The organism is Celerinatantimonas yamalensis, assembly GCF_046054155.1.
Taxonomy (GTDB): Bacteria; Pseudomonadota; Gammaproteobacteria; order Enterobacterales; family Celerinatantimonadaceae; genus Celerinatantimonas; species Celerinatantimonas yamalensis.
Genome location: NZ_JBEQCT010000010.1, coordinates 69,492 through 94,680, shown reverse-complemented (window position 1 = coordinate 94,680; position 25,189 = coordinate 69,492). Strand labels below are relative to the sequence as shown.

The following is a 25,189-nucleotide window of genomic DNA, read 5'->3' as shown; positions in this document are numbered from 1 at the left end:
GGTTAAACCGTCTGAACCCTGAGTGGCTGTCGCTGTGAAGCGGTGTGCCGTCTCAGTGGTTGCGCATTATAGGGATAGCTCGGTTTTACGCAAGTGCTTTTTGCAATAATTTTGAAACTTTCTGCTCGCTTGAACACTAAACCATCATTTCGATGATTTAACACCCATTTATTGAATGAATAGCTATGTTTTTATCCCATAATACCTTTATATCTTCACTTATTTATTGTTTTAATAAGTCGTCACCATCGTTGGATCAACACACTATCCGCATGGAACTGCTGCTGTTCATCCAGCAAAATTTCAGATAGGTTGTTTCAGATCCTAGGGATGCTCTTAGGTTTAAACATGGCAAGGGACGTTTTAGTTTTAGTTAGTACCTATTTGCTTAAGTACCTCTTATAGTATTGTGAGTTAATCCCATTATCTTTGCTAGATTGTAATAGATGTCTTTAGCCGTAAATCACAGATGACTCATCTGAGGCCATCAGTTACCATAGCCGCCTTTTTTAAAATCCCATACTATATACATATCCCAGGAGTATTTGATTCATGGTGTTTTCCCTTGGTCAGCGTTGGATTAGCGATTCAGAATCAGAGCTAGGTTTAGGAACAGTAGTTGCTGTTGAAGGACGAATGATCACGGTACTATTTCCTGCAACAGGTGAAAATCGCCTCTATGCTAAAGAAGAAGCTCCCGTGACTCGAGTAATCTTTAATGTAGGTGATGAAATATCGCACGTCGATGGCTGGCAGATGACAGTCAGTGATGTAGCTGAACAAAATGGACTGTTAGTTTATCACGGGGTCCGTCACGATAATGAAGAAGCCGATGAAATCAAGGAAGTCTTCTTAAACCACTTTTTGAAGTTTAATAAACCTCAAGATCGCCTGTTCGCTGGTCAAATTGACCGCTTCGATCGTTTTGTTATCCGCCATCACGCGCTTTGGCAACAATACAACACACAACAGTCATCACTTCGCGGCCTACTCGGGGCCAAAGTAAGCTTAATTGCACATCAGCTATATATTGCTAAAGAAGTGGGTCGCCGCTTTGCCCCACGGGTCATGCTCGCTGATGAGGTTGGCCTAGGTAAAACCATTGAGGCAGGTTTAATTATCCATCAGCAAATTACCGCAGGATTAGCCCAGAGGGTCTTGATTGTGGTCCCTGAAACACTGCAACATCAGTGGTTGGTCGAAATGTTGCGCCGCTTTAATCTTCCTTTTAGCTTATTCGATGAAGAACGCTGCGTTGAAGCTTACGCTGATTCAGATAATCCATTTGATACCGCCCAGCTCGTTTTGGTCAGTTTAGATTTTTTACGTGGTAAAAAGCGTCGTTTTGAACAATTGTGTGATACCCAGTGGGATCTTTTGGTTGTCGATGAAGCCCATCATCTAAAATGGGATGACCAACACCCAAGCCGCGCATTTCAAATCGTTGAAGCATTGAGTGATGAGATCCCAGGCGTTTTATTACTCACCGCAACACCGGATCAAATGGGCCATCATAGCCACTTTGCCAGGTTACGTCTGCTCGACGCTGAGCGATTTCACGACTATGACGCTTTCTTGGAAGAGGAAAAACACTATCATCAGTTAGCCGAACTGGCCGCCCCTTTGATTGATAATGAATTACTCACGCAAGCTCAGCTTGAGGCTCTAACCACGCTCAGTGGCATTACACTCCATGCCTCTTTGAATAACGTCAATAGCGAGGATGAATTAGCTCGGACACTGACTCGCCACCAGTTATTTGCCGAACTACTCGATTGTCATGGGACAGGACGTGTTATGTTCCGAAATACTCGATCCGCAGTGCCTGGTTTTAAACCCCGCCGCTTACATACCTATGCGATGCCACTTCCTAGTCAATATAAAACGGCATTGCGGGTACACACTATGATGAGTGGCCAGCAGCCCATCGAAAAACGGGCGATGCAATTATTGTATCCAGAAGCCCTGTACCAATCGCTTGAAGGTGAAGGGATTCAATGGACTCACTATGATCCTCGCGTACAGTGGCTATTAGATTTTCTATTGGCCAATAAACAAGAAAAAGTCCTCGTGATCTGTGCCAGCGCCAATACGGCACTCGCTATTGAGGAAGCCGCGCGGACCGAAGAAGGGATCCGTGGAACGGTCTTTCACGAAGGGATGAGTATTATCGAGCGGGATAAAGCAGGTGCCTATTTTGCCCAAGAAGAGGCTGGAGCGCAATTGATGGTTTGCTCAGAGATAGGTTCAGAGGGACGCAATTTTCAATTTGCCCGTCATTTAGTTCTATTTGATCTCCCCACCAACCCTGATCTCCTCGAACAGCGCATTGGTCGCTTGGATCGCATCGGTCAACGCCATGAAGTGGCCATTCATGTTCCTTACATGGAACATACGGCACAAGAACGGTTGCTGCAGTGGTATCACCGCGGACTTAATGCCTTTGAAGCGCCTTGCTCAACAGGCAATGCCATCTACCAAAAACATGGTATAGCTTTGCTCGAGCAACTGGTAGATGAAAACGAAGAGCCATTGCTTGAATTAATCGAAACAACACGCAACGATCACCAACAGTTACTTGCCGAAATGGAAGCTGGACGAGATCGCCTCTTAGAGATGCATTCAAGTGGCGGAGAACAAGCCGCGCAGCTGATAGAAGAAATCGCTGAACACGAAGGACAGCCGCAATTTATAAACCAAACGCTACGTTTATTCGATGTACTCGGATTGCAGCAAGATGATATCGGTGAACAAATCATGCTCGTGAAGCCGACTGAACAGATGCTCGTTGCATCACTTCCTGGACTTAATCCAGACGGGCAGCTCGTCACATTTGATCGGGATACCGCCTTGCACCGCGATGAAGTTGCACTACTCAGTGAAGAACATCCATTAGTTGAAGCAGCGCTGGATGCCATTTTATCCGCCGAGACAGGTTCAACATCAGTTGCACTACTCAGAAATAATGCTCTACCAGCTGGTAGCTTCTTTTTAGAATGTTTATTCGTCGTCGAAACATCCGCGCCACCTCAATATCAGATCAGTCAATATTTACCAGCAACGCCAATTCGAGTATTACTGGATAAAAACGGCAACGATCTGTCAAATAAAGTTGCTTTTGAAACCTTCAATCATCAGCTAAGTGCAGTGAATCGTCATATTGGTAGTAAATTAGTTAACGCCTCTCAAACCCAGATCCATTCGCTGATCAATCAATCACAAGAGCTCGCCAAAGCGCAAGTGGCTGACATTGTGGATCAGGCACGATTGCGAGCACAGAATAAACTGGGGGCAGAGTTCAGTCGACTCACCGCTCTAAAACAGCGTAACCCCGCGATTCGTGACGATGAGTTAGACTTTTGGCAATCACAGCAAAGCGCAGTACAAGAGTATCTCGATCAAGCTCAGATCAAATTGGATGCATTACGATTTATTGTGATTGCACCGACAAAATAGTTGCTATGGCCGGTTTTACCGGCCTTTCTATCACAACTTGCTTAGGTTAATAGATGGCTGATTTTATCTACACCCCTCCGGTATTACCGTATATGCCGGTCATTTACCAAGATGATGATATCGCTGTATTCGATAAACCTGCCGGACTATTGTCCGTCCCCGGACGTTTGCTGGGGAACCGCGATAGCTTAGCCATTCGCGCACTAAGAGTCTGGCCTAATGCCAAAGTGGTTCACCGCTTAGATATGGCAACTTCTGGAGTATTAGTCATGGCTCTACATAAACAGGCTCAAAGCCATTTATCGCGACAATTTCAGCAGCGCCAAACCCATAAACAATACCTTGCTGAAATTTGGGGAAGCCCTATAGAAGAGAACGGTTGTGTCGATTTACCGCTACGCTGTGATTGGCCTAATCGCCCTAGGCAAATCGTCGACTGGGCACTAGGCAAAAATGCAAAGACTCACTGGCAGGTCCTTGAGCGCCGCACCCATACCACAATTGTTGCACTTACCCCTGTTACTGGCAGATCGCACCAATTACGCGTACATATGCTTAAACTAGGGCATGCCATCATCGGTGATCAACTTTATGCACATCCATCTGCTCGCCAAGCGGCATCGCGGCTGCATCTTCATGCTGCCCAACTATCGTTTTACCATCCGATCACGAATCACTGGCTTTGTTTTTCATCACCCGCAACTTTTGCTCCCAACAGCCTGTTAACAGAGAGTGCCAAGACAATAAGCCCCCTCACTAATGCGCCACTTTCTCTTCACGCGAAACATCTATGAGGTTTTATCTTAGGCATAATTCCACCATAATAGTCAGCAACATCATTGAAAGAGGAATAGCGCATGAGGCGCGGCATCATCATTCTCACCTTATGGCTTATTTCACTGCTCGCTCAAGCGCAGAGCATTTCTGCATTATGGCAACAAGTTCCAGGTTATAGACCGTTAACCGTCGATAAACAACAAGAAGTATCTTTATGGTTAGATGAACAAACCGCCAAAAAAGTTGGAACCGTCATTTTACTGCCGGATTGGGGAGAACTACCCACCAGCGATGACGCAATTGAACCGCTACGCAAAATGCTGCCAAAGTGGGGTTGGCAAACGATCGCAATTACTCCCCCTGTGCCAGTCAAGCGACAGCTCATTATTGCCAATGATGATCCCAAAGCCGTCGATGCATATCAACAAAAATTACTCGATACGCTCGATGCACTCGATAAACAGAGAAAAGAACGTTTTGGCTACCAAGTGATCGTTGCCCAAGGCGTCATGGCGGCTTGGATACTAAGAATTTATCAGCAAAAACAACGTCCCATGCCTGACGCATTAGTTATCATTGACAGCTATTTTCCAAATGAAAAATTTAATCAAGCCATCGCCCAAGAGCTCGCACAACTGACCTGTCCTGTTTATGACATCTATTTTCGCAGCGCTAACAACTGGGCGCTAAGCGGCGTCAAAGCGCGGCGCATCGCGATGCAACGTGTCCAAAAGCTCGATTACCGTCAAAGTGAACTGCAAAGTGCTCCATATCTTGCAACATCAGGACAACAATTAGCCAAACAGTTGTATGGTTGGTTTAGCGCCTTAGGATGGAATTAAAACTTGGTTGTAGAATACATATCTATCTAAGAAATAACTCGTTATGATGCAATTGCGCAGCGATCATTAGCAAAGGAGTCAGTATGGCAACCATCGTCTGTCTAGAACGCGATAGTTTAGGTACACAATTCACCCTCCCTCCATTAAAAGGCGATCACCAATGGCGTGATTACCCATCAACAGCCCCTGAACAAGTCACGGCCCGATTACGCGATGCGGATGTTGCCGTCGTTAATAAAGTGGTGTTGAATGCAGATGTTTTATCGCAATTACCTAAGCTCAAGTATATTGCCGTCAGTGCCACTGGCGTGAATAATGTCGACCTGATCGCAGCAAGCCGTTTAGGGATCCAAGTCAGTAACATTCAACGTTATTCTGGTCCTAGTGTTGCGGAACACACTTTTATGCTCCTTCTGGCTTTGCGCCGCAGTTTATTGGAATATCGCCGAGAACAACGTGCTGGTCATTGGCAATCATGCGGTCAATTTTTTTACGCCGATTACCCTATTGATAATCTGCAAGGACAAACAATTGGATTGATTGGCAGTGGTGATTTAGGTCAACATGTTGCTCAAATCGCCAAAGGGTTTGGCATGCATGTGAAATTTGCGGCTCGCCCTGGCCAAGTAGCCAATGCGGGTAAAGATCCCTTTGAGGATATTCTCCGAAATAGTGATGTCATTTCGATTCATTGTCCTTTAACGGACACCACCCAAAACCTCATTGATACCGCGCAATTTGCGATGATGAAACCGACCGCTATTTTACTCAATACAGCGCGCGGCGGCATTGTAAACGAACAAGCGCTGCTCGAAGCGATCGAACGCCAACAAATTGCTGGAGCAGGATTTGATGTCAGTGAACAAGAACCGCCTCAGGCTGATTCACCCTTGATGCGAGCGGGTGAATACCCTAATTGTATTGTGACCCCTCATATTGCTTGGGCCAGCCAACAAAGCCGACAAGTTCTGATCGATCAGTTAATGGACAATATTCGAGCCTTTTTAGAAGAGCATCCGAAGCATCTGGTCAACTAATCAACGCATCCCTCGAACCTGTTTGATCATCTCATAGGCATGCTGGATCTCTTGGGCTTTTTGTTTCGCTAACTCAAGCATCTCCGTCGGCAAACCTTTTGACACCAATTTATCAGGGTGGTGTTGATTCATCTGTCGGCGATATGCTTTTTTCACTTCTTGGTCGCTAGCGCTCGCTGCAATATCGAGTAATTGATAAGCATCATCCAATGACTGCTTCGATGAATGAGCTTGCTGCGATGACGACTGTTGATTTCCGCTTTCATAGGACCAGTGCCCACTGTGTTGGCGTTGTCTCTGGAAACGCGATTCAGCTTCCCAGCGACCAATGACGCGGTCAAGTTCCGCCTGGCTAAACCCTAATAGTTGCGCAACGCGATCCAGCATATCTCGCTCGATGGGTTCAATCTTTCCATCAGCAAATACGCCAGACATTTGCAGCTCCAAAAACATCTGCAGCATATCTCGACGTCCGCGCACTAATTTCACTAAATTACGCAGCTCATCATCAAGTGGATAATCCGCTCGCTTACCATCGCGAAAAGCCTCTTGGGCCTGCTCGCGCGCCGCACCGCGAAGCCCCATTTGATCCATGAGCATCGAGGCGATTTGGATCTCTTGAGATGTCACAACCCCTTTTGCTTTAGCAATATGTCCCATGACCGCAAATGAGGTGAAGAAAAATTGCGCCTGACCATTGGTATTATTAAATAAGCCTGAATTGAAATTTTGTCCGATCGCCTGATCAAACTTATGACCCAACCATAACCCTAAAATAGCTCCCAGCCAGCTACCAAACATCAAACCGAACAAGAAACCGAAAATTTTACCCCAAATACGCATTGAACACCCTTGAATACGATGAATATAGATTACCCTTTAGCTGTAGGGCTCAGGTTATTAGCCGAATAATACCGTAGATTGCCCGAAAGGTCTGTTACACTCAATAGCTAACCCTTAGCCATCGGTTAAATTAATCCTTTTCTAAACACTGCAAGTCATTGTGACAACCATCTGTCATATAACTGATGTTTTGAAGATAAAATGAACATATCATCCTTCCCATCGAAAATAACTCAATAGAAATTCACCAATTATTGATGATTCTTCGTCACCGATGATAGCGACAAGCTATAAATTCCAGTAAGATGATGAGTTAAAGTCCACGGTGTTATCTGCCAAAGTGTAATGCTTAAGATGGCAGAATTTGACCCATTGAGAGTATGATTCAAAGGATATGACCAACCCCAACCCGTTGCTACTATGCTGCACGTCCATTGCTCTGCTTTCGCTCAGTATAAAGAGCTATGCAGACATCGATGTTTCACAACCTTTGCCTGGTTCAATCTGCTATATACCGCCGACAGTACCATTAGACACACCTACGACGACCAATAATCAGCAGATTGCTGTGAATTCACAAAATGCTAAATTGGTTCAAGGGAAACAAGCTGAATTTACCGGTGATGTAGCGGCCAGCCAAGGGCAGCGCCATATGCAATCTGATCGCGCTAGTTTAAATCAACAAGATCAGATATTGATAGCCCAAGGCCATGTGCGTTATCAAGATAAGGTACTCAACGTTAAAAGCGATAAAATTGAGACCAATCTTAAATCACATGCAACGAGCATCTCCCATGCTGAGTACGACTTTAATGGTCAAAATGGCCGAGGTAGTGCTAAAAGTTTACAGGTAGATCCAGATAAGGCCATGGCAATGGAGCAGGCTGTTTATACGCCCTGCCCTCCTGGAGACGAAAGTTGGTCGATTAACGCATCCAGTATTCATATTGATAAAAACAGAAATTGGGCAGTGGCTCGTAATGCCGTATTCCATGTGCATAATGTTCCTGTTTTTTATCTGCCTTACTTTAGTTACCCAATTAGCAATAAAAGAGAAACTGGTTTTTTGTACCCACAATTTACGAGCTCATCAAAAAACGGTTTTGATCTAAAAACGCCTTTTTATTGGAATATGGCACCTAACTATGATGTCACCTTGACACCTCGAGAGATGAGCAAACGCGGCCAACAACTCACGACTAACTTTCGCTATCTCGCCGCGGGACAAGAGGGAGAACTCGATTATGAGTATCTGCCTAACGATCGAGTGAATGGAGAGAACCGTTCACTCATTCATTGGCAAAATAATGGTCGTATTGGCTCACATTGGCAGTTATTAAGTAACTACTCACATGTGAGTGATAACAACTATTTTTCCGATCTGGGTAGCCTATCCATGTCATCAACTGATCAGTTGTTACAACAAGGGCAAGTCAATTATCGTGATGCAACGTGGAATGCCGGGTTATTGCTCAATAATTACCAAATTTTAGGTAGTACTCACGCTCCTCATCAAGTATTGCCCGAGCTGCACTTTAGCGGTTTATGGGATACAGGCTTAGGAAGTCTTCAAGTTGGCTTAAAAGGGCAAATGAGTAATTTTACCGACAGCGATCCAACGGTCTATACTGGCCAACGCTATCATATGGAACCAACATTAATATTGCCCTTAAGTATTCCAGGGGGATATTTAAACAATCAAATTTCACTGTTACAAACGTACTATGATCAAAATACTAAAGGTGACACCCAACTAAAAACCCATGTCAGTCGGACATTACCTGAGTATCGGGTTAAAGCTGGGCTTAATTTTGATCGAAACTTGACCTGGCTTGGCAATGCTTACCAGCAAACCTTTGAACCACAGGTTCAGTATTTATACATCCCTTATAAAAATCAATCTGATATCGGGATCTACGATTCAGCGGCATTAGAGCAAGATTACTTTGGGATGTTTCGTGATCGCCGTTTCAGCGGTCTTGATCGCATCGCGGATGCAAACCAAGTCACAGCAGGGGCCACGACTCGTTTTTTAAATGCTAATAATGAAGAGAAGCTGCGCCTATCAGTCGCTCAAATCTTTTATCTACAGCCTAGCCGAGTTCATCTTCCAAATGTCTCAAGCACAGCCAATAACTCCGATCGATCGGCGTTGGCCTTAGAGGGAGATATGAATATTACACATGATTGGTTCTTCCATTCAGGGCTACAAGTTAACGATGACACGGGTAAAGTAAACAAAGGCAATGCGGCATTAGAATGGCATCCAACTAAAAACAAGCTGGCACAATTAAATTATCGATATGGTAAACCAAATGATGGAACCTTAAGCGATGAAATTAATCAAATAGGTATGAAAGTGAGTTGGCCATTACGCCCTAATGTGCATTTCATTGGCAGCTACTATCGCGATCTTTACTTACACCGCAATATTGAATCCATTTTAGGAGTTCAGTATGACGCCTGCTGCTGGGCATTTCAGGTCGCGTTCCAACGCTCACTTTCAACCCATTATGAGGCCAACGGACAAACTGATCCTTTAGGTGAAATTGATAATTCGATACATTTTCAGTTTATCTTAAAAGGGTTAGGTTTCAGTGATGACTCATCTACGTATCGTAAGATGATGAACTCAGGACGTTTACCATATGGACATCCGTTCTATTTGAACAATTAGTCACAAATAGAGACACAAACATGAATGCGGCTTTGAGGCCGCCATGCAATTTAGGGTTAACATGAAAGTAGTTTATCGATTATGTCTGGTTATTATTATCGCCACACTCAGCCCTCTTAGCTGGGCTAAACCCGTGTTACTCGACCATGCTATCGCCGTGGTCAATAATGACATTATTACTCAAACTGATTATGCACGGCTCAAATTTGATGTTGAACGTAATGCGCAAAAAAATCATCGCGAATTACCACCACAGAAAGCCTTACATCAGCAACTATTGAACAAGTTGATAGATGACCAGCTGATTATCCAACAAGCCGATAGAATGGGTATTGACATCAGTGATGCACAACTTGATCAAACCATCGAAAACATTATTAGTCAGTCAGGGCAATCGCGAACTCAATTTATCAAACAATTAGGCGCCGAGGGATTAACTTATAAAGCATTTCGCCAGCAGATCCGCCAACAATTATTGATTAGCCAAGTGACCCAAAGTGCCGTCAGACGGCGTGTCAACGTGGATCCACAAGCGGTAAAAAACATGGCTAATCTGATCAGTAAACAAGGCGAACAACAAATGCGCTACCATATTGCGCATATTATGATCAAATTTGATGAAGTAAAAAGCCCAGCGCAAGCAGACCAAAAAGTACAAGCGATATTAAAAAAACTCAAAGCAGGTGCCAACTTTCGTAAATTGGCAATGAGTGATTCACAAGGACCTAAAGCTCTGCAAGGTGGCGACTGGGGATGGATGAGCATCAACGATATGCCAACTATCTTCGCTCAAGTGATCCATCAACAACCAGCAGGAACAATTATTGGACCATTTCGCTCCGATGCGGGTTATCACATTCTCAAGATCCTTGCACTCAAAGGTGACAATAAGGTTGAAGCAACCGAAGTCAAAGCAAGACATATCTTAATTAAGCCATCAATTGTCATGAGTGATGCCAAAGTTCGAGAATTATTAACTCAAATCCGCCAAGATATTCTCTCTGGCAAGGGTACCTTTGCTCAATATGCCAAAAAATATTCCCAAGACAGCAGCTCAGCTATTCAAGGGGGAGAGCTGGGTTGGGCAGATCCATCATCATTTGTTCCTGCATTTCGTAACATGGTGGAAAAGCTTCCAATTGGACAAATCAGTCAACCATTCCATAGTCAATTTGGCTGGCATATCGTCGAAGTAGAACAACGTCGAAAAGTTGATGTAACGACTGAATCAAAACAGCAACGAGCCTATCAGATCATCTATAACAGACAGTTTGAAGAGCAACAGCAAAAATGGTTAGATGAGCTACGCCAACATGCTTATATTAAAGAGCTTAGTGCAGTTAAATAAAGGATTAAAGAGATGTTAAAGCGAGTGGTGCTGACCCCTGGCGAGCCAGCTGGGATTGGCCCTGATTTGATCCTCACGCTCGCAGCTCGGCAATGGCCTGCGCAGTTGGTGGTGATTGCCAATAAAGAAATGTTAGAAAAGCGAGCTCAGCATCTAGGTCTTGACGTGACTTTGTCTGATTACGATGTCAATCAAGAGGCTTTTGTCTCGCCAATTGGAAGTTTGGTGGTCAAAGATGTCCCGTTGAATGCACCGGTGACCATCGGACAGCTAGATAGTCGCAATGGACCTTATGTACTCGAAACGTTGTATCAAGCTAGCCAAGGGGCGCTCAGTGGTGAATTTTCCGCGATTGTGACAGGCCCAGTGAACAAGGGAATGATAAACGATAGCGGTTATTCCTTTAGTGGTCATACCGAGTACTTTGCTCAGCAAGCCAATTGTGGTGATGTTGTGATGATGTTAGCAACCGAGGGATTACGGGTCGCATTAGTCACCACCCATATTCCTTTGGCTTATGTATCTAAAGCCATTACGACGGAACGTTTGAGCAAAGTTATTCGTATCCTCTACCATGATCTAAAAAATAAGTATGCGATTGCTCATCCTAAAATCTATGTTTGTGGTTTAAATCCTCATGCTGGAGAGAGTGGCCACTTAGGGCATGAAGAACAGCAGATCATTGAACCGACTTTAGAGCAATTACGCCAAGAAGGCATCGATCTTGTTGGACCACTTCCAGCGGACACGCTATTCCAAGATAAGTACTTACACGATGCAGATGTTGTTTTGGCCATGTACCACGACCAAGGCCTACCTGTGCTAAAATACAAAGGTTTTGGTCATTCTGTTAATATAACGCTAGGGCTACCGTTCGTGCGCACATCCGTTGACCATGGCACAGCACTCGATTTAGCTGGCAGCGGGCAAGCCGATCATGGCAGCCTTTACTTTGCAATTGAACAAGCATTAATGATGGTTAATAAACCGAATGAGTCATAATTTTCACCAAGGGCATCAAGCCCGTAAGCGCTTTGGTCAGAACTTTTTAAGTGACGATTATATTATCGGCCAAATTGTCTCTGCCATTTCCCCTCAGCCTAGCGAAACGCTGGTTGAGATTGGCCCGGGACTTGCTGCCTTAACTAAACCTGTTGCCGAGCAATCTGGGCATTTGAACGTGGTCGAATTAGATCGCGATCTCGCTGAACGACTACGCCAGCGAGTTGATCTGGCCGGCAAATTGACTGTCTATGAAGCTGATGCAATGAAATTTGATTTTGCCACCTTGCAATCGGGCGAAAAAAAACTTCGGATATTTGGCAACTTGCCTTATAACATCTCCACCCCATTGATTTTCCACCTGCTAAGTTTTTCAGGTCTTATCAGTGATATGCACTTTATGTTACAAAAAGAAGTGGTACAACGGATGGCATCAGGCCCAGGCAGCAAGGCCTACGGTCGGTTAAGTGTTATGACACAGTATTATTGTCAAGTTATTCCCGTTTTAGAAGTACCACCGCAATCATTTGAACCTGCACCAAAGGTTGATTCAGCAGTCGTACGCCTTGAGCCATATACACAACTGCCTTATCGCGCAAAATCAATCAAGTGCCTAGAGCGAGTTTGCCGAGAAGCATTTAATCAACGTCGTAAAACACTCCGAAATGCGTTAGGACAACTATTTAGTCCCGAGCAATTACAAGTAATGGGAATGGATTTAACATTGCGTCCAGAACAACTCAGTGTTGCCGATTATGTCAAACTCGCTAATGGACTGGCAGAAATGGCCGGTTATGGAGAAAGTTAATGTGTTCAGCATCAACAACTATTCAAATCGGTGTCGAGACCGAATATTTAGATGAACACTCTATCGAACGTGATCAGCAATATACGTTTGTTTATACCATCACCATCACTAATCAAGGTGATATGCCACTAAAGTTACTGCGCCGCCATTGGCATATTACCGACGGCAATGGTAAAACTAACGATGTAGAAGGTGAAGGGGTGGTAGGCACACAACCGACTCTAAAACCTTATCAACCCTTTACTTATACCAGTAGCGCAGTTATTCAAACGCCGGTAGGGGTGATGGAAGGCAATTATACGTTGCAAACAGAGGCCGGCGATCTGCTCAGCGCGCCTATACCAGCATTTCGTTTGGCTAAACCGAATAGCCTACATTAACCTACGCTGACTATCTAAAAGGTTATCAGCATCACCGAAGTTCTGAAACGTTCTCTTTTACCACTTCGTCTATCTTAGGGCTTATAAAAAAAGCCCTCAGTCAGCTTATTTAAAAGGTACAAAGGTTTATAAGAATGAAGCATTACATGATTGGCGATCTGCATGGCTGTTATGATCAACTCCGGCAACTACTGACGTTGGCCAACGTCGACCTTAGCCAAGATATACTTTGGTTTACTGGGGATCTCATTGGCCGAGGGGAGCAGCCGCTGGAGACACTACGTTTTGTTCGTAGCCTTGGCGCACAAGCACAAGTGGTGTTGGGTAATCATGATCTGCATTTTTTAGCAGTTGCAGATGGCATCGCTCGGGTTAAACCGCGGGATAAACTGGAGACATTACTCGATGCCCCCGATCGAGAAGATCTCATCGATTGGCTTTGGCATCAGCCACTCATGGCACAGTTAGATGAGAAAACCGTAATGGTGCATGCCGGTATCACCCCCCAATGGTCAATTTCTGAGGCCCTTGCTCGCGCCAAAGAGGTTCAACAACTCTTTAGCCAAGAGCAACATCGTCACAACTTACTACAAAGCATGTATGGTGATGAGCCGAATTACTGGCAAGATGATCTCAGTGGTGCTGCGCGCTATCGATTCATCATCAATAGCTTCACCCGCATGCGCTATTGTTACGCCGATTTTAGTTTGGATTTTACCTATAAAGAAGGGCCCGAACAAACGCCAGCGACGCTTAAACCTTGGTTTGATTATCGTCATGACGAGAGTACCATCATCTTCGGGCATTGGGCTTCATTGATGGGACAAACCAAGATGCCCCAATTTAAAGCTCTCGACACCGGCTGCATTTGGGGAAATCAACTGACGATGCTCGAGTGGGAAACGGGGCAATATTATCAAACCCAATGTGAGCTTTACCGACGCTCTAACTGCATAAACAGATAATTATAGGGGTTGCGCTCATCAGCATAATACTGCGTTTGAGTGCTAATGCTCCAATCACCGCTTTGATAATCAGGGAAGTGCGTATCGCCATCCACGTCTAAATCGATCAGTGTAAGGTAGAGGCGTTTAACTTGTGGCAAATAACGTTGATATAACTGCCCGCCACCAATAATGACTAACTCCGAGCTGCCATGCTGCTGTTCAATCGCGATCGCTTGTTGCAATTGTCCGACGGTTGTCACATCTGCCGCTTGCCAGTGGCTATCGCGAGTCAGTACATAATTACGCCGCCCTGGGAGCGCCCTGCCGATTGACTCATAGGTTCTTCGCCCCATCAGAATCGGTTTACCCAAAGTGGTTTGCTTAAAATGCTGCAGATCAGCGGGTAAGTGCCACGGCATTTGATTATCGCGCCCAATCACGCGATTTTTTGCCATTGCGGCAATCATTGAAATAAACATAAGATCCTTAGTTACGACATGTTAATGAGGTTAAAGGTAGCTTTTGCTTCGTCACGCCGATACGTACACTTTTGCTAGAGTGACTCTATCGAGCTTAATTTGCGTATATTACAAGATTACAATGGACATACAAAGACCAGCAATCGCTGGCCTTTTTTATACTTATTGAATATAACAGCTCATCATCTAGTCACGAACATAGATAATTTCTACACCGTCATCATCGTCATCGTCATCATCCAAGTCATCATCTGCATCAACAGATTGCGGCGCTTGAGCAAGTTTTGATTGATGGTATTCATCCCACTGAAAATCAACTTGTTGACTTTTCAGCTCACTTTCAACCGCAGGTAATGTCTCAATGTAATCCATCAAATCAGAACACAACTCACTTGTGCCATCACCGCTGGACGCTGAAATATCATAAACGGGCCCATCCCAATCAAGCGCCTGACAGACTTTATCTTTAAGCTCGGCTAATTCATCATCAAGGACTAAATCAATCTTATTAAATACCAACCATCGCGGTTTATCCGTCAATTTATGGCTGTATTGCTGTAGTTCATCAATAATGGTGCAAGCATTTTGCGCAGGGTCACTTTGGTCTGCTGGCAACACGTCAATAAAGTGTAACAACACGCGACAACGCTCAAGATGTTTCAAAAAGCGGATCCCTAGACCCGCTCCATCAGCGGCGCCCTCAATCAATCCGGGAATATCGGCAATCACAAAACTTCGTTGGCTTGATTGACGAACAACCCCAAGATTAGGTACTAAGGTCGTAAATGGGTAATCAGCAACTTTTGGTTTAGCCGCGGAGACACTACGAATAAAAGTTGATTTACCAGCATTGGGTAAGCCTAATAGACCCACGTCAGCCAGTAGCATCAACTCTAACTGCAACATCCGAATTTCACCGGGTGTCCCATTAGATTTTTTACGGGGTGCCCGATTAATACTACTTTTAAAACGCGTGTTTCCCAATCCATGGAAACCACCATTAGCCACCTTAAGGCGTTTACCATGAGTAGTGAGATCACCAATCACTTCAGCAGTATCCGCATCGATAGCACGAGTACCAACCGGGACCTTCAACTCGATATCAGCACCGCGTTTACCAGTACAATTAGCACCGCGACCATTTTCACCACGAACTGCGCGATGAAACCGCTCAAAACGGTAATCAATCAGCGTATTTAAGTTTTCATCGGCAATTAGATAAACACTGCCGCCGTCACCACCATCACCGCCATCAGGGCCGCCTCTAGGGATATATTTCTCACGGCGAAAACTGATACAACCATTCCCACCATCTCCGGCTTCAACGCGGATTGTCGCTTCATCTACGAATTTCATGTTAGCTCCCGTCTGGTCAGCCATTGCCGAGCAACGTGATCAATCTCAATGTCTTTTTAGTATACAAACAAAAAGCCCCGCTTGATAAGCGGGGCTTTCTAATTCGGTTTCGAGTCGATTAGTCAGCTACAACGCTAACAAATTTACGGTTTTTAGGCCCTTTGATCTCGAATTTCACTTTCCCTTCTGCTGTTGCAAACAGGGTATGGTCTTTGCCGATACCAACATTGCTACCTGCGTGGAATTTGGTTCCACGTTGACGAACAATGATGTTGCCCGCTAAAACAGATTCACCGCCGAAACGTTTAACGCCCAAGCGTTTACTCTCTGAGTCGCGACCGTTACGGGTGCTACCACCAGCTTTTTTATGTGCCATGAGTTAGACTCCTCAGATTAAGCGTTAATACCAGTAATGCGAATCTCTGTAAACCACTGACGATGGCCAGTCTGTTTCTGAGAATGCTTACGGCGACGGAACTTCACAATTTTAATTTTATCGCCACGACCGTGAGAAACAACTTCCGCTGTTACTTTACTTCCGTCAACGAATGGGGCACCGATTTTTACGTCTTCGCCATTGGCAATCATCAGAACGTTATCAAACTCGACAGTTGCGCCAGTTTCAACATCTAATTTTTCCAGGCGAATGGTTTGACCTTCGGCAACACGGTGCTGTTTACCACCACTTTGGATAACCGCGTACATATTCAAACTCCGCTAGCACCTTGCTCTTTTCAAAGGTGCATTAAATTCTTAACAATGGCCGCGAATTCTACGCAAGTTCACTCATTTGGGCAAGTCTGATCTGTAAAAAAGTTTAAAAAACATTCACCCTAGCGAAAAAGTCCAGCCTAAAGCTGCGTTTAGGTGACTTTTCATGTAAAATTTGCGCTATTCAATATGCCTCTTGGCCAACTCAAAAAGGTACTCGTATAACTTTATGGATCTTCAAGCCATTAGCGCCTTGTCCAAAGCGGATATGAGCGCCGTTAACGCACTTATCTATCGCGAATTAAACTCCGACGTTGCTTTAATCAATCAGATCGCTGTTTATATCGTGAATAGCGGAGGCAAACGGATGCGGCCACTGTTGGCGGTGTTAGCCAGTCGCGCTTTAGGATATCAAGGCCAAGACCATATTAAAATGGCCGCGATTATTGAATTTATCCACACTTCAACCTTGTTGCACGATGATGTTGTTGATGAATCGGAACAGCGCCGCGGACAAGATACCGCGAATGAGCGCTTTGGAAATGCAGCGAGTGTATTAGTGGGTGATTTTCTCTATACCCGTGCATTTCAGTTAATGACTGAACTGGGTAGCTTACGGATCATGGACATCCTTGCAGAAGCCACCAATGTCATCGCTGAAGGCGAAGTGCAGCAACTGATGAACTGCAATAATCCAGATATTACCGAAGCTGACTATTTTAGCGTGATCTACAGCAAAACCGCCAAGTTATTTGAAGCTGCGACTCGCCTTGGGGCCGTTATAGCCAAACAAGAAGCGCATATTGAACAAGCATTTGCCAACTATGGGAAATATCTAGGCACAGCTTTTCAAATTATGGATGATATCCTCGATTATGACGCCGATAGCAATCAAACGGGCAAAAATGTTGGCGATGATTTAGCTGAAGGCAAAGCGACGCTGCCATTATTGTACGCAATGCGTCATGGGACGCCAGCACAGCGACAGATGATCCGTCAAGCCATTGAGCAAGGCGATGGTCAAGGCGATCTAACGCAGGTATTGAGTGCGATGCGCGACACTGGCGCTTTAGATTATAGCCGCCGAGCCGCAATGGCGGAGGCAGATAAAGCGATTAAGGCACTCGATGAACTTGCTGACAGTCCGCATAAAGAAGCACTAATTGGCTTAGCACACATTGCCGCAGCACGAAGCAACTAACGAACGTTTTTTTGGAAAAAACCAGCAGCATGAATGCCTTGCTGTTGGTTTTTAACATAACTGTTTTCTTCCACATTAAGCTTTTCGTGACTTAAACCTAGTCGGATGTCACCCGTGATTATCGTCATCACCCTCCTGTCAAGTCGCGCAGCAAGCAGTTCTTACGTGATAACGAGTAGCGCTGCATTGACACATCAGTGACGGTTAATCAAAAAAACTTACCAGCAAATAAACGATCGACGCAGCAAAGATGAGTACGTACGCGGTGTAGATTGCGCTGGAAGCGATTCTCATAGCAATAAAATCAGGATGTTGGCAGATAATGTGTTTAGCCAAAGGGGTGAATCGCCGAAACAAAAACCTGTGTACAAGCGCTCATAATGACTCAAAAATGCTCAAAATACTTCGGATAGCATCAACAGACATTTTATAAAAAGAATGAGGGGTATGCTTGTGCAGGACTGATAAGTTGGGCGGCAGGTGCAGATCTATTCATATATAGGCATAATTCAGACCATGTCTTAAGCATCTCTGTGAATTCGACATTGATCCACCCGATATGAGCATTCAAACGGGTTCGAGTTCAATCTTGATAGCCAATATAAAACTAGCTTGAAAAAGGTGGAGTTGGCCGATAAGCCGGGTTCTGTCGTGGACAACCATTCCTCTAGGCCATCAGTCACCCAATGGCTCCAGCAGCCTACCCGCCCCCAACGCGGGCCGCGCCGTACGGGGGCCTATTTGGCCTTGCTCCGGGTGGAGTTTACCGTGCCGTGAACAGTTACCTGCCACGCGGTGCGCTCTTACCGCACCCTTTCACCCTTACCTGTGCCCGAAGGCCATCGGCGGTTTACTCTCTGTTGCACTAGTCGTGAGCTTGCGCTCCCCAGGCGTTACCTGGCACCCTGCCCTATGGAGCCCGGACTTTCCTCTCCTTTGCCCGTCTGTCCAATTAAGCACACAACGACAAAGCAGCGATTGTCTGGCCAACTCCGCGGCGCAGCATAGGTGAAGGGCGACGCCGAGTCAAGCAGAGTTATCTTAAAGCCCAAGAGATAAGCCCAATTTATACAGGGTATTTTTCTTATTCCCATGAATTTGTGCAGCTAAAGCTGCCGCCTTTTTCAGCGGTAACTCTTGGCTTAATAAGGTCAAGGTTTGCACGACTTCATGGCTAACCGCATCGGGATCACGCTGATAACCGGCGATCATCAGTACCATCTCCCCTTTTTGTTGATTATGATCATCGCCAACCCATTGAAGCATCTCACTGGCTGATTTGCTGGCAAAGGTTTCAAACGTTTTGGTCAGCTCGCGGGCCAAAACCAATGGCCGATCAGGACCCATTACCGTGACAATATCAGCCAAGGTATCAAGGATACGATGCGGCGATTCATAAAAAACTAACGTTGCCGATTCTTCTTTAAGTGATTGCAATAGCTGTTGCCGTGCACTAGTTTTAGGTGGAAAAAAGCCCTCATAGTGAAATCGGTCGGTCGCAAGCCCTGCTGCACAAAGCGCAGTAATCGCCGCACACGCACCAGGGACGGGCACGACATTAACACCTTCTTTGCGACACAGATTAACCAATCGATAGCCCGGATCATTAATTAGCGGCGTTCCTGCATCAGAGACTAAGGCAAGATCGCTCCCCGATTGTAGCTTTTCAACCATTAACGCCGTTTTTTGCTGCTCATTATGATCATGAAATGCTACGCATGGCGTGGTAACTTCATAGTATTTTAATAAACGCCCCGTATTGCGGGTGTCTTCAGCGCAGATCAGTGCAACATTATTTAAGATGGTAATGGCTCGGTGAGTCATATCTGCCAAATTACCAATCGGGGTGGCAACAATATACAAAGTGCCGCATGAGGTCATAATCAGTTTGCTCCTAAATCAAGATGTGCCAACTGTAATGAAATGCATCCCTAAGCACAATGATTCTAGCCTTATACGAGCCTGACACTTAGGATCAATGTCCATGAACGCAACACTATTTCAGTGTGACCAAGGCGCAATACACTAGAGTGGCTGGATTATTTAGCACGAGCCTTTTAAGATGTCTTCTAGAGTTAGATATATTCCATCCAAAACAGGTCTTTGTTGATGAAAATTTTGTTGTCTTGGCGTTTATTGCTCTGCATGCTCACGATAGTCGTATTGACTGGCTGCAGTTCAAATGGTGTTTCACCGCAACCTGTTAGTCCACCAACGATCACTGGTGTCATGACGCTCGCGCCAAGTGATTATCTCTCTCGGGCCCAACACGCTCAAGGTAGTGCTGTTTTTGACTGGCAGTTGCTCGCAGCGAAGGCCTATCTGCAGCAAAACAAGCTAGGCGCCGCTCAGCAACTATTACAACAGCTTCACTCAACTGTGGGGTCAAAACGTCAACAGGCGGGTTGGCAACTCGTGAGCGCCGCTGCTGCACTGCTCAATCAACATCCTGAGCAAGCCATCACGCTATTGCAGTTTGACCACCAGTGGCAGTTACCTGATGATTATTGGCGACATGACTATCAACAGTTAGCACAATTATACCAAACGGCCCATCAACCGATTAACGCAGCTACTGCACTGATCGATTTAGAACCCTATTTACAAGATAAAAACGCAGCCCTGGCACAAAATCGCCATCAAATATGGCAATTATTAAAACCGTTAAATAGTCTTACGCTACGAAGCTATGAGCAACCTGGCAATGAGACTTTAAATGGCTATCTCGAACTTATTGCCATCAGTAACGAACCGGTCTCTAGTCCACAACAATTACTGGATAATCTCAATCAGTGGAAACAAAGTTATCCCAATCATCCAGCGATCCATTTTATTCAAGGGCAGCTAAGTAAGGCACTGCAAAGCCCCGTCTTTCAACCTAAACGAATTGCCATTTTATTACCACTTTCGGGCCATTTTGCCGAAAGTGGTCAACATATTCGCGATGGCATACTCGCGGCTTATAGCGATGCAAGCCAACAAGACCGCGGTGCGGTGCAATTGAATTTCATTGATACCAATAGTCAATCCATGATGGCTATTATCGCCCAGATCAAACAGTTAAAGAGCGATTTTGTGATTGGCCCGCTATTAAAATCAAATGTGAGCGCTTACGCACAACAGAATTTAGCGCTACCTTGGCTCGCGCTCAATGATTTCGAAACAGACAATGTCACCCCACCCACTCAGTTAGCTAGCAATAGCTATAGTTTTTCTCTCGACCCAGGCACAGAAGCGGCTCAAGCAGCCCAGCAGATGACGAATATCGGTGAAAAACATCCTCTATTACTAGTCCCTGATACAGATATCGGTAAACGCATGGCCATGCGCTTTAGCCAGGTTTGGCAAAGCAATCATGATGATCAACCGGATATCACTATCTATCACGGTCGTGATGATTTGCAGCAAGCAGTAAAACGAATGTTACTCACCGATCAAAGCAGCCAACGGATCCAACAAATACGACGTTTACTGGGTCATGATATCAAAGCAGAAGTCCGTTCTAGGCGCGATAGTAACAGCGTATACATCGTCGCTGACAACATCGATACGAAGTTGATCGTACCGTTCATTAGCGTCACGATCAGTCCATTTGCTCCCTCATTGCAGCTTTTTGGTAGTTCTCGTAGCCACCAAGAAGGCGTTAACAATAATGAGCTCAATGGTATGATTGTTAGCGAAATGCCCTGGTTGCTGGACCATCAGAGTGATAATGCCAAGCGATTTGCACAAATTTGGCCTCAAGCCAGTGATACCGATAAAAGTTTGTATGCAATGGGGTATGATGCCTATCAGATTTTGCCGCATTTGGCCCAAATGCGCGGGTTTAAAGATTACCGACTACAAGGGCTCACGGGAGTATTAAGTGTCACTAAGGACGGTCAAATCCATCGACAACTGATTTGGAGTCAATATAACGATGGCCATTTGGAATCTATTTACCAACAATGACACAGCATCACCGAGTGCCTATGAGCAAGGCATGCAAGCAGAACAGCGCGCTTGTAACTACTTAAAAAAGCAGGGCTTAAAAATTATTACTCGTAATTACACTTGTCGCGGCGGTGAATTAGATATTATCGCTCGTCACGGCAAAGTGTTAGTTTTCGTTGAAGTCCGTATGCGCAAAAATAGCCAATTTGGTGGGGCCTTGGCCAGTGTTACCCCCACTAAACAACGCCATTTGCGCCATGCCGCCTATACTTATCTTCAACAACAGGGGATCAATTCTGCCCGTACACAGATGCGATTTGATATCATAGCATTTGAACAACAACCGGACCAAATCCGTTGGATTCAAAACGCATTTGGGGAGTAGTATGCAAGAGCGTATTAAAGAGATTTTTCGAGAAAGTATTCAAACTAAAATTGCCGCTGCAGAAGCATTGCCAGACAGTATTGAAAAGGGTGCGACGATCATCGCCCACAGCTTACTCAATGGTAATAAAATTCTCACTTGTGGTAATGGAATTGCTGCCAGTTTAGCGCATTTGCTCACCTGTCAGTTGGTCAACCGTTTTGAAGCTGAGCGTCCAAGCCTTCCAGCATTATCACTATCATCCGATTTACCGCTGCTCAGTGCCATTGCTGATGATGGTGCTGTGGATAACATCTATGCCAAGCAGATCCGAGCACTCGGTCAAGCAGGTGATGTATTAGTGGCTATATCCGACAATGGTAACGCCCGTAATTTAACCAAAGCATTAGAGGCTGCCGTTAATCGTGACATGACAATTATTGCCCTAACTGGCAAAGATGGGGGGGAAATGGCAGGATTATTGAGCCAACAAGATGTTGAGATCCGAGTACCGTCCGATCAAAGTATCCGGATCTTCGAGGTGCATCACCTGACCTTGAATAGTCTCTGTGATTTAGTTGACCATCTGCTATTTCCTCGTCAAGATAGCTGAAGATAATCACAAAGGTGTTCAACTATGCATAAAATGCTTCCAGTTGCTTTAGCAGCGACGTTATTTTTGCAAGGATGCGCAGTAGGCATTATCGCTGCTGGGGCGGGGGTAACCGCAGACACAGCGACGGATAATCGCTCGTTAGGAAATCAGATCGATGATCAGACATTAGATATTCGTGTCACACATGCTTTAGGCCTAAATAAAAAATTATGGGAAGCCAGCAACTTATCAGCAGTGGTTCAGGAGGGACAAGTTTTGGTGATCGGCCAAACACCGACTCCAGAGATGCGCCAAGAAGTGACGGATATAGTTAAAAACGTCAATGGAGTGAAAAAAGTTCTGAATGAGGTCCGATTAGGGCAACCTGTTTCATTATCAACACGGGCTCGTGATACATGGATCACCACAGAGATCAAAACCGAGATCTATGCTGATAAACATATTTTACCAGGGAAAATAAAAGTCATTACAGAAAATAGTGAAGTCTTTTTAATTGGACTGGTAACAAGTAAAGAATCTAAAAACGCCATTGAGATCGCTCGCAACGTTGACGGTGTCAGCCGCGTTATAGAATTTTTTAAAATCATCCCAGACACACAAGCACAATCCTAGTTCATTGAACAATCAGCGCATATAAAAAAGCCCGCAAGAATTGCGGGCTTTTTTTTACTGGTTACTTAATCACGCGAAGTGATGGCTTCCCTTTAGTTGATGGCGATGGGGGCTCGGGATCTGGATCATCATCTGATGAGCCACTGGGTCCATCGATAGAGCGCAGTACGGTCAACTCATCGTCAATTGCATCATAGTAGGGTTCTGGCTCAAACATAGTACCAGCACCATTTTCACGCGCATAAATAGCTAAAACAGCGCCCATTGGGATATAAACTTGAAATGGCACACCACCAAAGCGAGCATTAAAGCTAACTTCATCCGTTCCCATACTAAACTGACCGACTGCACCCGGTGCAACATTCAACACAATTTGACCATTTTGAACAAATTGCTGTGGGACCTCAACACCGATATAGGTTGCATCAACAACCAAATGAGGGGTGAGTTGATTATCTAACAGCCAATCGAAAAAGGCTTTTAGTAAATAGGGGCGATTGGGGGTCATCTCTTTCATATCAGTTCAATGGACCTGTACGAAGCTCTCTTTCCTCTTCTGTCAGTGAAGCTTGGAACGAGTCTCTCTCAAACACGCGTAACATATACGCTTTGATTGACTTAGCACCCGTGCCAGTTAATTCAATACCCAGCTCAGGTAAACGCCATAATAACGGTGCCATATAGCAATCAACAAGGGTAAATTCTTCACTCATAAAGTAATCATATTCAGCAAATACTGGTCCTAATGCCAGCAAGCTTTCTTTAAGCTGCTGACGTGCTTCATCAGCCTTACCATTAGCCAAGATTTGCTTGGCCAGGGAATACCAATCATTTTCAATGCGATACATCATCAAACGACTGGAACCACGAGAAACAGGATAAACAGGCATCAGTGGCGGATGGGGAAAGCGCTCATCCAGATACTCCATGATGATCTGAGCTTGATAGAGCACTAATTCACGATCCACTAATGTCGGAACGCTATTATAAGGGTTCAGCTCAATCAAATCTTCTGGAAGCGCATCAGGAGAAACCTGATGGATTTCGACGCTTACACCCTTCTCGGCCAGGACAATACGAACCTGATGGCTATACAGATCATTGGCACCGGAAAACAGTGTCATCACTGAGCGTTTATTGGCAGCTACAGCCATTGAACCCTCCAAAACCTTCATTTAACGAATTTAATAGAACCGTAGAAGCCACCAACAAAAGCTAAAAGCCTCTATCAGGTAGGATCAACGAGTCAATGTCAACGTATAATTGTATCAAATTTAATGCAGTTTGGGGCAAATTTAACGCCGACCAGCATGCATATTATTTTACCGATGTTTGAAAAAAGTAAAGCCCGGTAACCACCGGGCTTTGCTTATCAAAACAACTGTAAAAATACAGATTAACGTTTTGAGAATTGTGGACGTTTACGAGCTTTGTGAAGACCGACTTTTTTACGTTCCACTTTACGTGCATCACGGGTAACATAACCAGCTTTACGCAGTTCGCCACGCAGGCTTTCATCGTACTGCATTAGCGCACGAGTAATACCATGACGAATCGCACCAGCTTGACCTGAAATACCACCACCTGCAACAGTGATGTTCAGATCAACTTTTTCCAGTAGTTCAGTCAGCTCAAGTGGTTGACGAACAACCATACATGCTGTTTCACGACCGAAATAAGTTTCCAGTGAACGTTTGTTAATTGTAATGCTGCCGCTTCCTGCTTTGAGGAATACACGTGCAGTTGAGCTTTTGCGACGGCCTGTGCCGTAGTATTGATTCTCAGCCATTTTCTTATTCC

General features: G+C 45.0%; 25 protein-coding genes and 1 other RNA gene. 15 read left to right on the top strand and 11 right to left on the bottom strand.

Translation table 11 applies throughout. From position 1 onward, the window contains the following. Positions 1-552: 552 nt before the first annotated feature. The 4 genes from rapA (at position 553) to ABUE30_RS17080 (ending at position 6,112) form a co-directional block, all read left to right on the top strand. Positions 553-3,456: an RNA polymerase-associated protein RapA gene (rapA, locus tag ABUE30_RS17095; protein WP_408625050.1), complete on the top strand. Its 2,904-nt coding sequence runs from the start codon at positions 553-555 to the stop codon at positions 3,454-3,456. A gap of 53 nt (positions 3,457-3,509) precedes the next feature. Then, a complete protein-coding gene (locus tag ABUE30_RS17090) occupies positions 3,510-4,250 on the top strand; it encodes a pseudouridine synthase (RefSeq protein WP_408625049.1) in 741 nt (246 codons plus the stop codon). Between the two features lie 63 nt (positions 4,251-4,313). Then, entirely contained in the window at positions 4,314-5,075 is a 762-nt protein-coding gene (locus tag ABUE30_RS17085; protein WP_408625048.1) for a DUF3530 family protein, read from the top strand. Between the two features lie 83 nt (positions 5,076-5,158). Then, a complete protein-coding gene (locus ABUE30_RS17080) occupies positions 5,159-6,112 on the top strand; it encodes a D-2-hydroxyacid dehydrogenase (protein WP_408625047.1) in 954 nt (317 codons plus the stop codon). Here ABUE30_RS17080 and djlA read toward each other — a convergent pair whose 3' ends face one another. Next, a complete protein-coding gene (gene djlA, locus ABUE30_RS17075) occupies positions 6,113-6,955 on the bottom strand; it encodes a co-chaperone DjlA (RefSeq protein ID WP_408625046.1) in 843 nt (280 codons plus the stop codon). Positions 6,956-7,349: 394 nt separating this feature from the next. On the opposite strand from djlA, the gene lptD reads away from it, so the two are divergent. From lptD to ABUE30_RS17045, 6 genes are all read left to right on the top strand, one after another. Beyond that, positions 7,350-9,632, top strand: a complete 2,283-nt coding sequence (gene lptD, locus ABUE30_RS17070; RefSeq protein ID WP_408625045.1) for an LPS assembly protein LptD — start codon at positions 7,350-7,352, stop codon at positions 9,630-9,632. A 61-nt stretch (positions 9,633-9,693) separates the two neighbouring features. Further along, complete coding sequence (gene surA, locus ABUE30_RS17065) at positions 9,694-10,980, top strand: peptidylprolyl isomerase SurA (protein WP_408625044.1); 1,287 nt, start codon at positions 9,694-9,696, stop codon at positions 10,978-10,980. Between the two features lie 12 nt (positions 10,981-10,992). Then, positions 10,993-11,982, top strand: a complete 990-nt coding sequence (pdxA, locus tag ABUE30_RS17060; protein WP_408625043.1) for a 4-hydroxythreonine-4-phosphate dehydrogenase PdxA — start codon at positions 10,993-10,995, stop codon at positions 11,980-11,982. Then, positions 11,972-12,790: a 16S rRNA (adenine(1518)-N(6)/adenine(1519)-N(6))-dimethyltransferase RsmA gene (rsmA, locus tag ABUE30_RS17055; RefSeq protein ID WP_408625042.1), complete on the top strand. Its 819-nt coding sequence runs from the start codon at positions 11,972-11,974 to the stop codon at positions 12,788-12,790. Before pdxA ends, rsmA begins: the two co-directional genes overlap by 11 nt. Then, a complete protein-coding gene (apaG, locus tag ABUE30_RS17050) occupies positions 12,790-13,170 on the top strand; it encodes a Co2+/Mg2+ efflux protein ApaG (protein WP_408625041.1) in 381 nt (126 codons plus the stop codon). The genes rsmA and apaG overlap by 1 nt, the downstream gene beginning before the upstream one ends. Positions 13,171-13,304: 134 nt before the next feature. Next, the gene (locus ABUE30_RS17045; RefSeq protein WP_408625040.1) at positions 13,305-14,135 is read left to right on the top strand and encodes a symmetrical bis(5'-nucleosyl)-tetraphosphatase; all 831 of its coding nucleotides are present in this window, start codon (positions 13,305-13,307) and stop codon (positions 14,133-14,135) included. Here ABUE30_RS17045 and folA read toward each other — a convergent pair. The 4 genes from folA to rplU form a co-directional block, all read right to left on the bottom strand. Then, complete coding sequence (gene folA / locus ABUE30_RS17040) at positions 14,105-14,596, bottom strand: type 3 dihydrofolate reductase (RefSeq protein WP_408625039.1); 492 nt, start codon at positions 14,594-14,596, stop codon at positions 14,105-14,107. The two genes, ABUE30_RS17045 and folA, sit on opposite strands and share 31 nt — an antisense overlap. 186 nt (positions 14,597-14,782) lie before the next feature. After that, entirely contained in the window at positions 14,783-15,952 is a 1,170-nt protein-coding gene (gene cgtA / locus ABUE30_RS17035; protein WP_408625038.1) for an Obg family GTPase CgtA, read from the bottom strand. Positions 15,953-16,070: 118 nt separating this feature from the next. After that, positions 16,071-16,328, bottom strand: coding sequence for a 50S ribosomal protein L27 (gene rpmA, locus ABUE30_RS17030; RefSeq protein WP_408625037.1), 258 nt, complete (start codon positions 16,326-16,328; stop codon positions 16,071-16,073). 17 nt (positions 16,329-16,345) lie between these two features. Then, positions 16,346-16,657, bottom strand: a complete 312-nt coding sequence (gene rplU, locus ABUE30_RS17025) for a 50S ribosomal protein L21 (protein WP_408625036.1) — start codon at positions 16,655-16,657, stop codon at positions 16,346-16,348. A gap of 235 nt (positions 16,658-16,892) precedes the next feature. On the opposite strand from rplU, the gene ispB reads away from it, so the two are divergent. Next, a complete protein-coding gene (gene ispB, locus ABUE30_RS17020; RefSeq protein WP_408625035.1) occupies positions 16,893-17,864 on the top strand; it encodes an octaprenyl diphosphate synthase in 972 nt (323 codons plus the stop codon). On the opposite strand, the gene ABUE30_RS17015 is transcribed toward ispB, so the two are convergent. From ABUE30_RS17015 to rsmI, 3 genes are all read right to left on the bottom strand, one after another. Continuing rightward, entirely contained in the window at positions 17,861-17,992 is a 132-nt protein-coding gene (locus ABUE30_RS17015) for a hypothetical protein (RefSeq protein WP_408625034.1), read from the bottom strand. The two genes, ispB and ABUE30_RS17015, sit on opposite strands and share 4 nt — an antisense overlap. 491 nt (positions 17,993-18,483) lie before the next feature. Then, positions 18,484-18,858, bottom strand: an RNA gene (gene rnpB, locus ABUE30_RS17010) — RNase P RNA component class A. 47 nt (positions 18,859-18,905) lie between these two features. Beyond that, positions 18,906-19,745: a 16S rRNA (cytidine(1402)-2'-O)-methyltransferase gene (gene rsmI / locus ABUE30_RS17005; protein ID WP_408625033.1), complete on the bottom strand. Its 840-nt coding sequence runs from the start codon at positions 19,743-19,745 to the stop codon at positions 18,906-18,908. A gap of 228 nt (positions 19,746-19,973) precedes the next feature. Here rsmI and ABUE30_RS17000 point away from each other — a divergent pair, with 228 nt between their 5' ends. From ABUE30_RS17000 to dolP, 4 genes are read left to right on the top strand one after another with little or no spacing between them, the layout of a single operon-like run. Beyond that, positions 19,974-21,815: a penicillin-binding protein activator gene (locus tag ABUE30_RS17000; protein ID WP_408625032.1), complete on the top strand. Its 1,842-nt coding sequence runs from the start codon at positions 19,974-19,976 to the stop codon at positions 21,813-21,815. Then, entirely contained in the window at positions 21,784-22,182 is a 399-nt protein-coding gene (locus ABUE30_RS16995; RefSeq protein ID WP_408625031.1) for a YraN family protein, read from the top strand. The genes ABUE30_RS17000 and ABUE30_RS16995 overlap by 32 nt, the downstream gene beginning before the upstream one ends. A 1-nt stretch (position 22,183) precedes the next feature. Continuing rightward, positions 22,184-22,774 carry an SIS domain-containing protein gene (locus tag ABUE30_RS16990; RefSeq protein ID WP_408625030.1) on the top strand — a complete coding sequence of 197 codons (591 nt, stop codon included), beginning with the start codon at positions 22,184-22,186 and terminating at the stop codon, positions 22,772-22,774. 24 nt (positions 22,775-22,798) lie between these two features. Next, a complete protein-coding gene (gene dolP / locus ABUE30_RS16985) occupies positions 22,799-23,389 on the top strand; it encodes a division/outer membrane stress-associated lipid-binding lipoprotein (RefSeq protein ID WP_408625029.1) in 591 nt (196 codons plus the stop codon). Between the two features lie 61 nt (positions 23,390-23,450). Here the strand turns inward: dolP and sspB are convergent, their stop codons facing one another. From sspB to rpsI, 3 genes are all read right to left on the bottom strand, one after another. After that, positions 23,451-23,897: a ClpXP protease specificity-enhancing factor gene (sspB, locus tag ABUE30_RS16980; protein ID WP_408625052.1), complete on the bottom strand. Its 447-nt coding sequence runs from the start codon at positions 23,895-23,897 to the stop codon at positions 23,451-23,453. 10 nt (positions 23,898-23,907) lie between these two features. Beyond that, on the bottom strand, positions 23,908-24,543 hold the full coding sequence (gene sspA / locus ABUE30_RS16975; protein ID WP_408625028.1) for a stringent starvation protein SspA: 636 nt from the start codon (positions 24,541-24,543) through the stop codon (positions 23,908-23,910). Positions 24,544-24,785: 242 nt separating this feature from the next. Continuing rightward, positions 24,786-25,178 carry a 30S ribosomal protein S9 gene (rpsI, locus tag ABUE30_RS16970; RefSeq protein WP_408625027.1) on the bottom strand — a complete coding sequence of 131 codons (393 nt, stop codon included), beginning with the start codon at positions 25,176-25,178 and terminating at the stop codon, positions 24,786-24,788. Between the last annotated feature and the right edge of the window lie 11 nt (positions 25,179-25,189).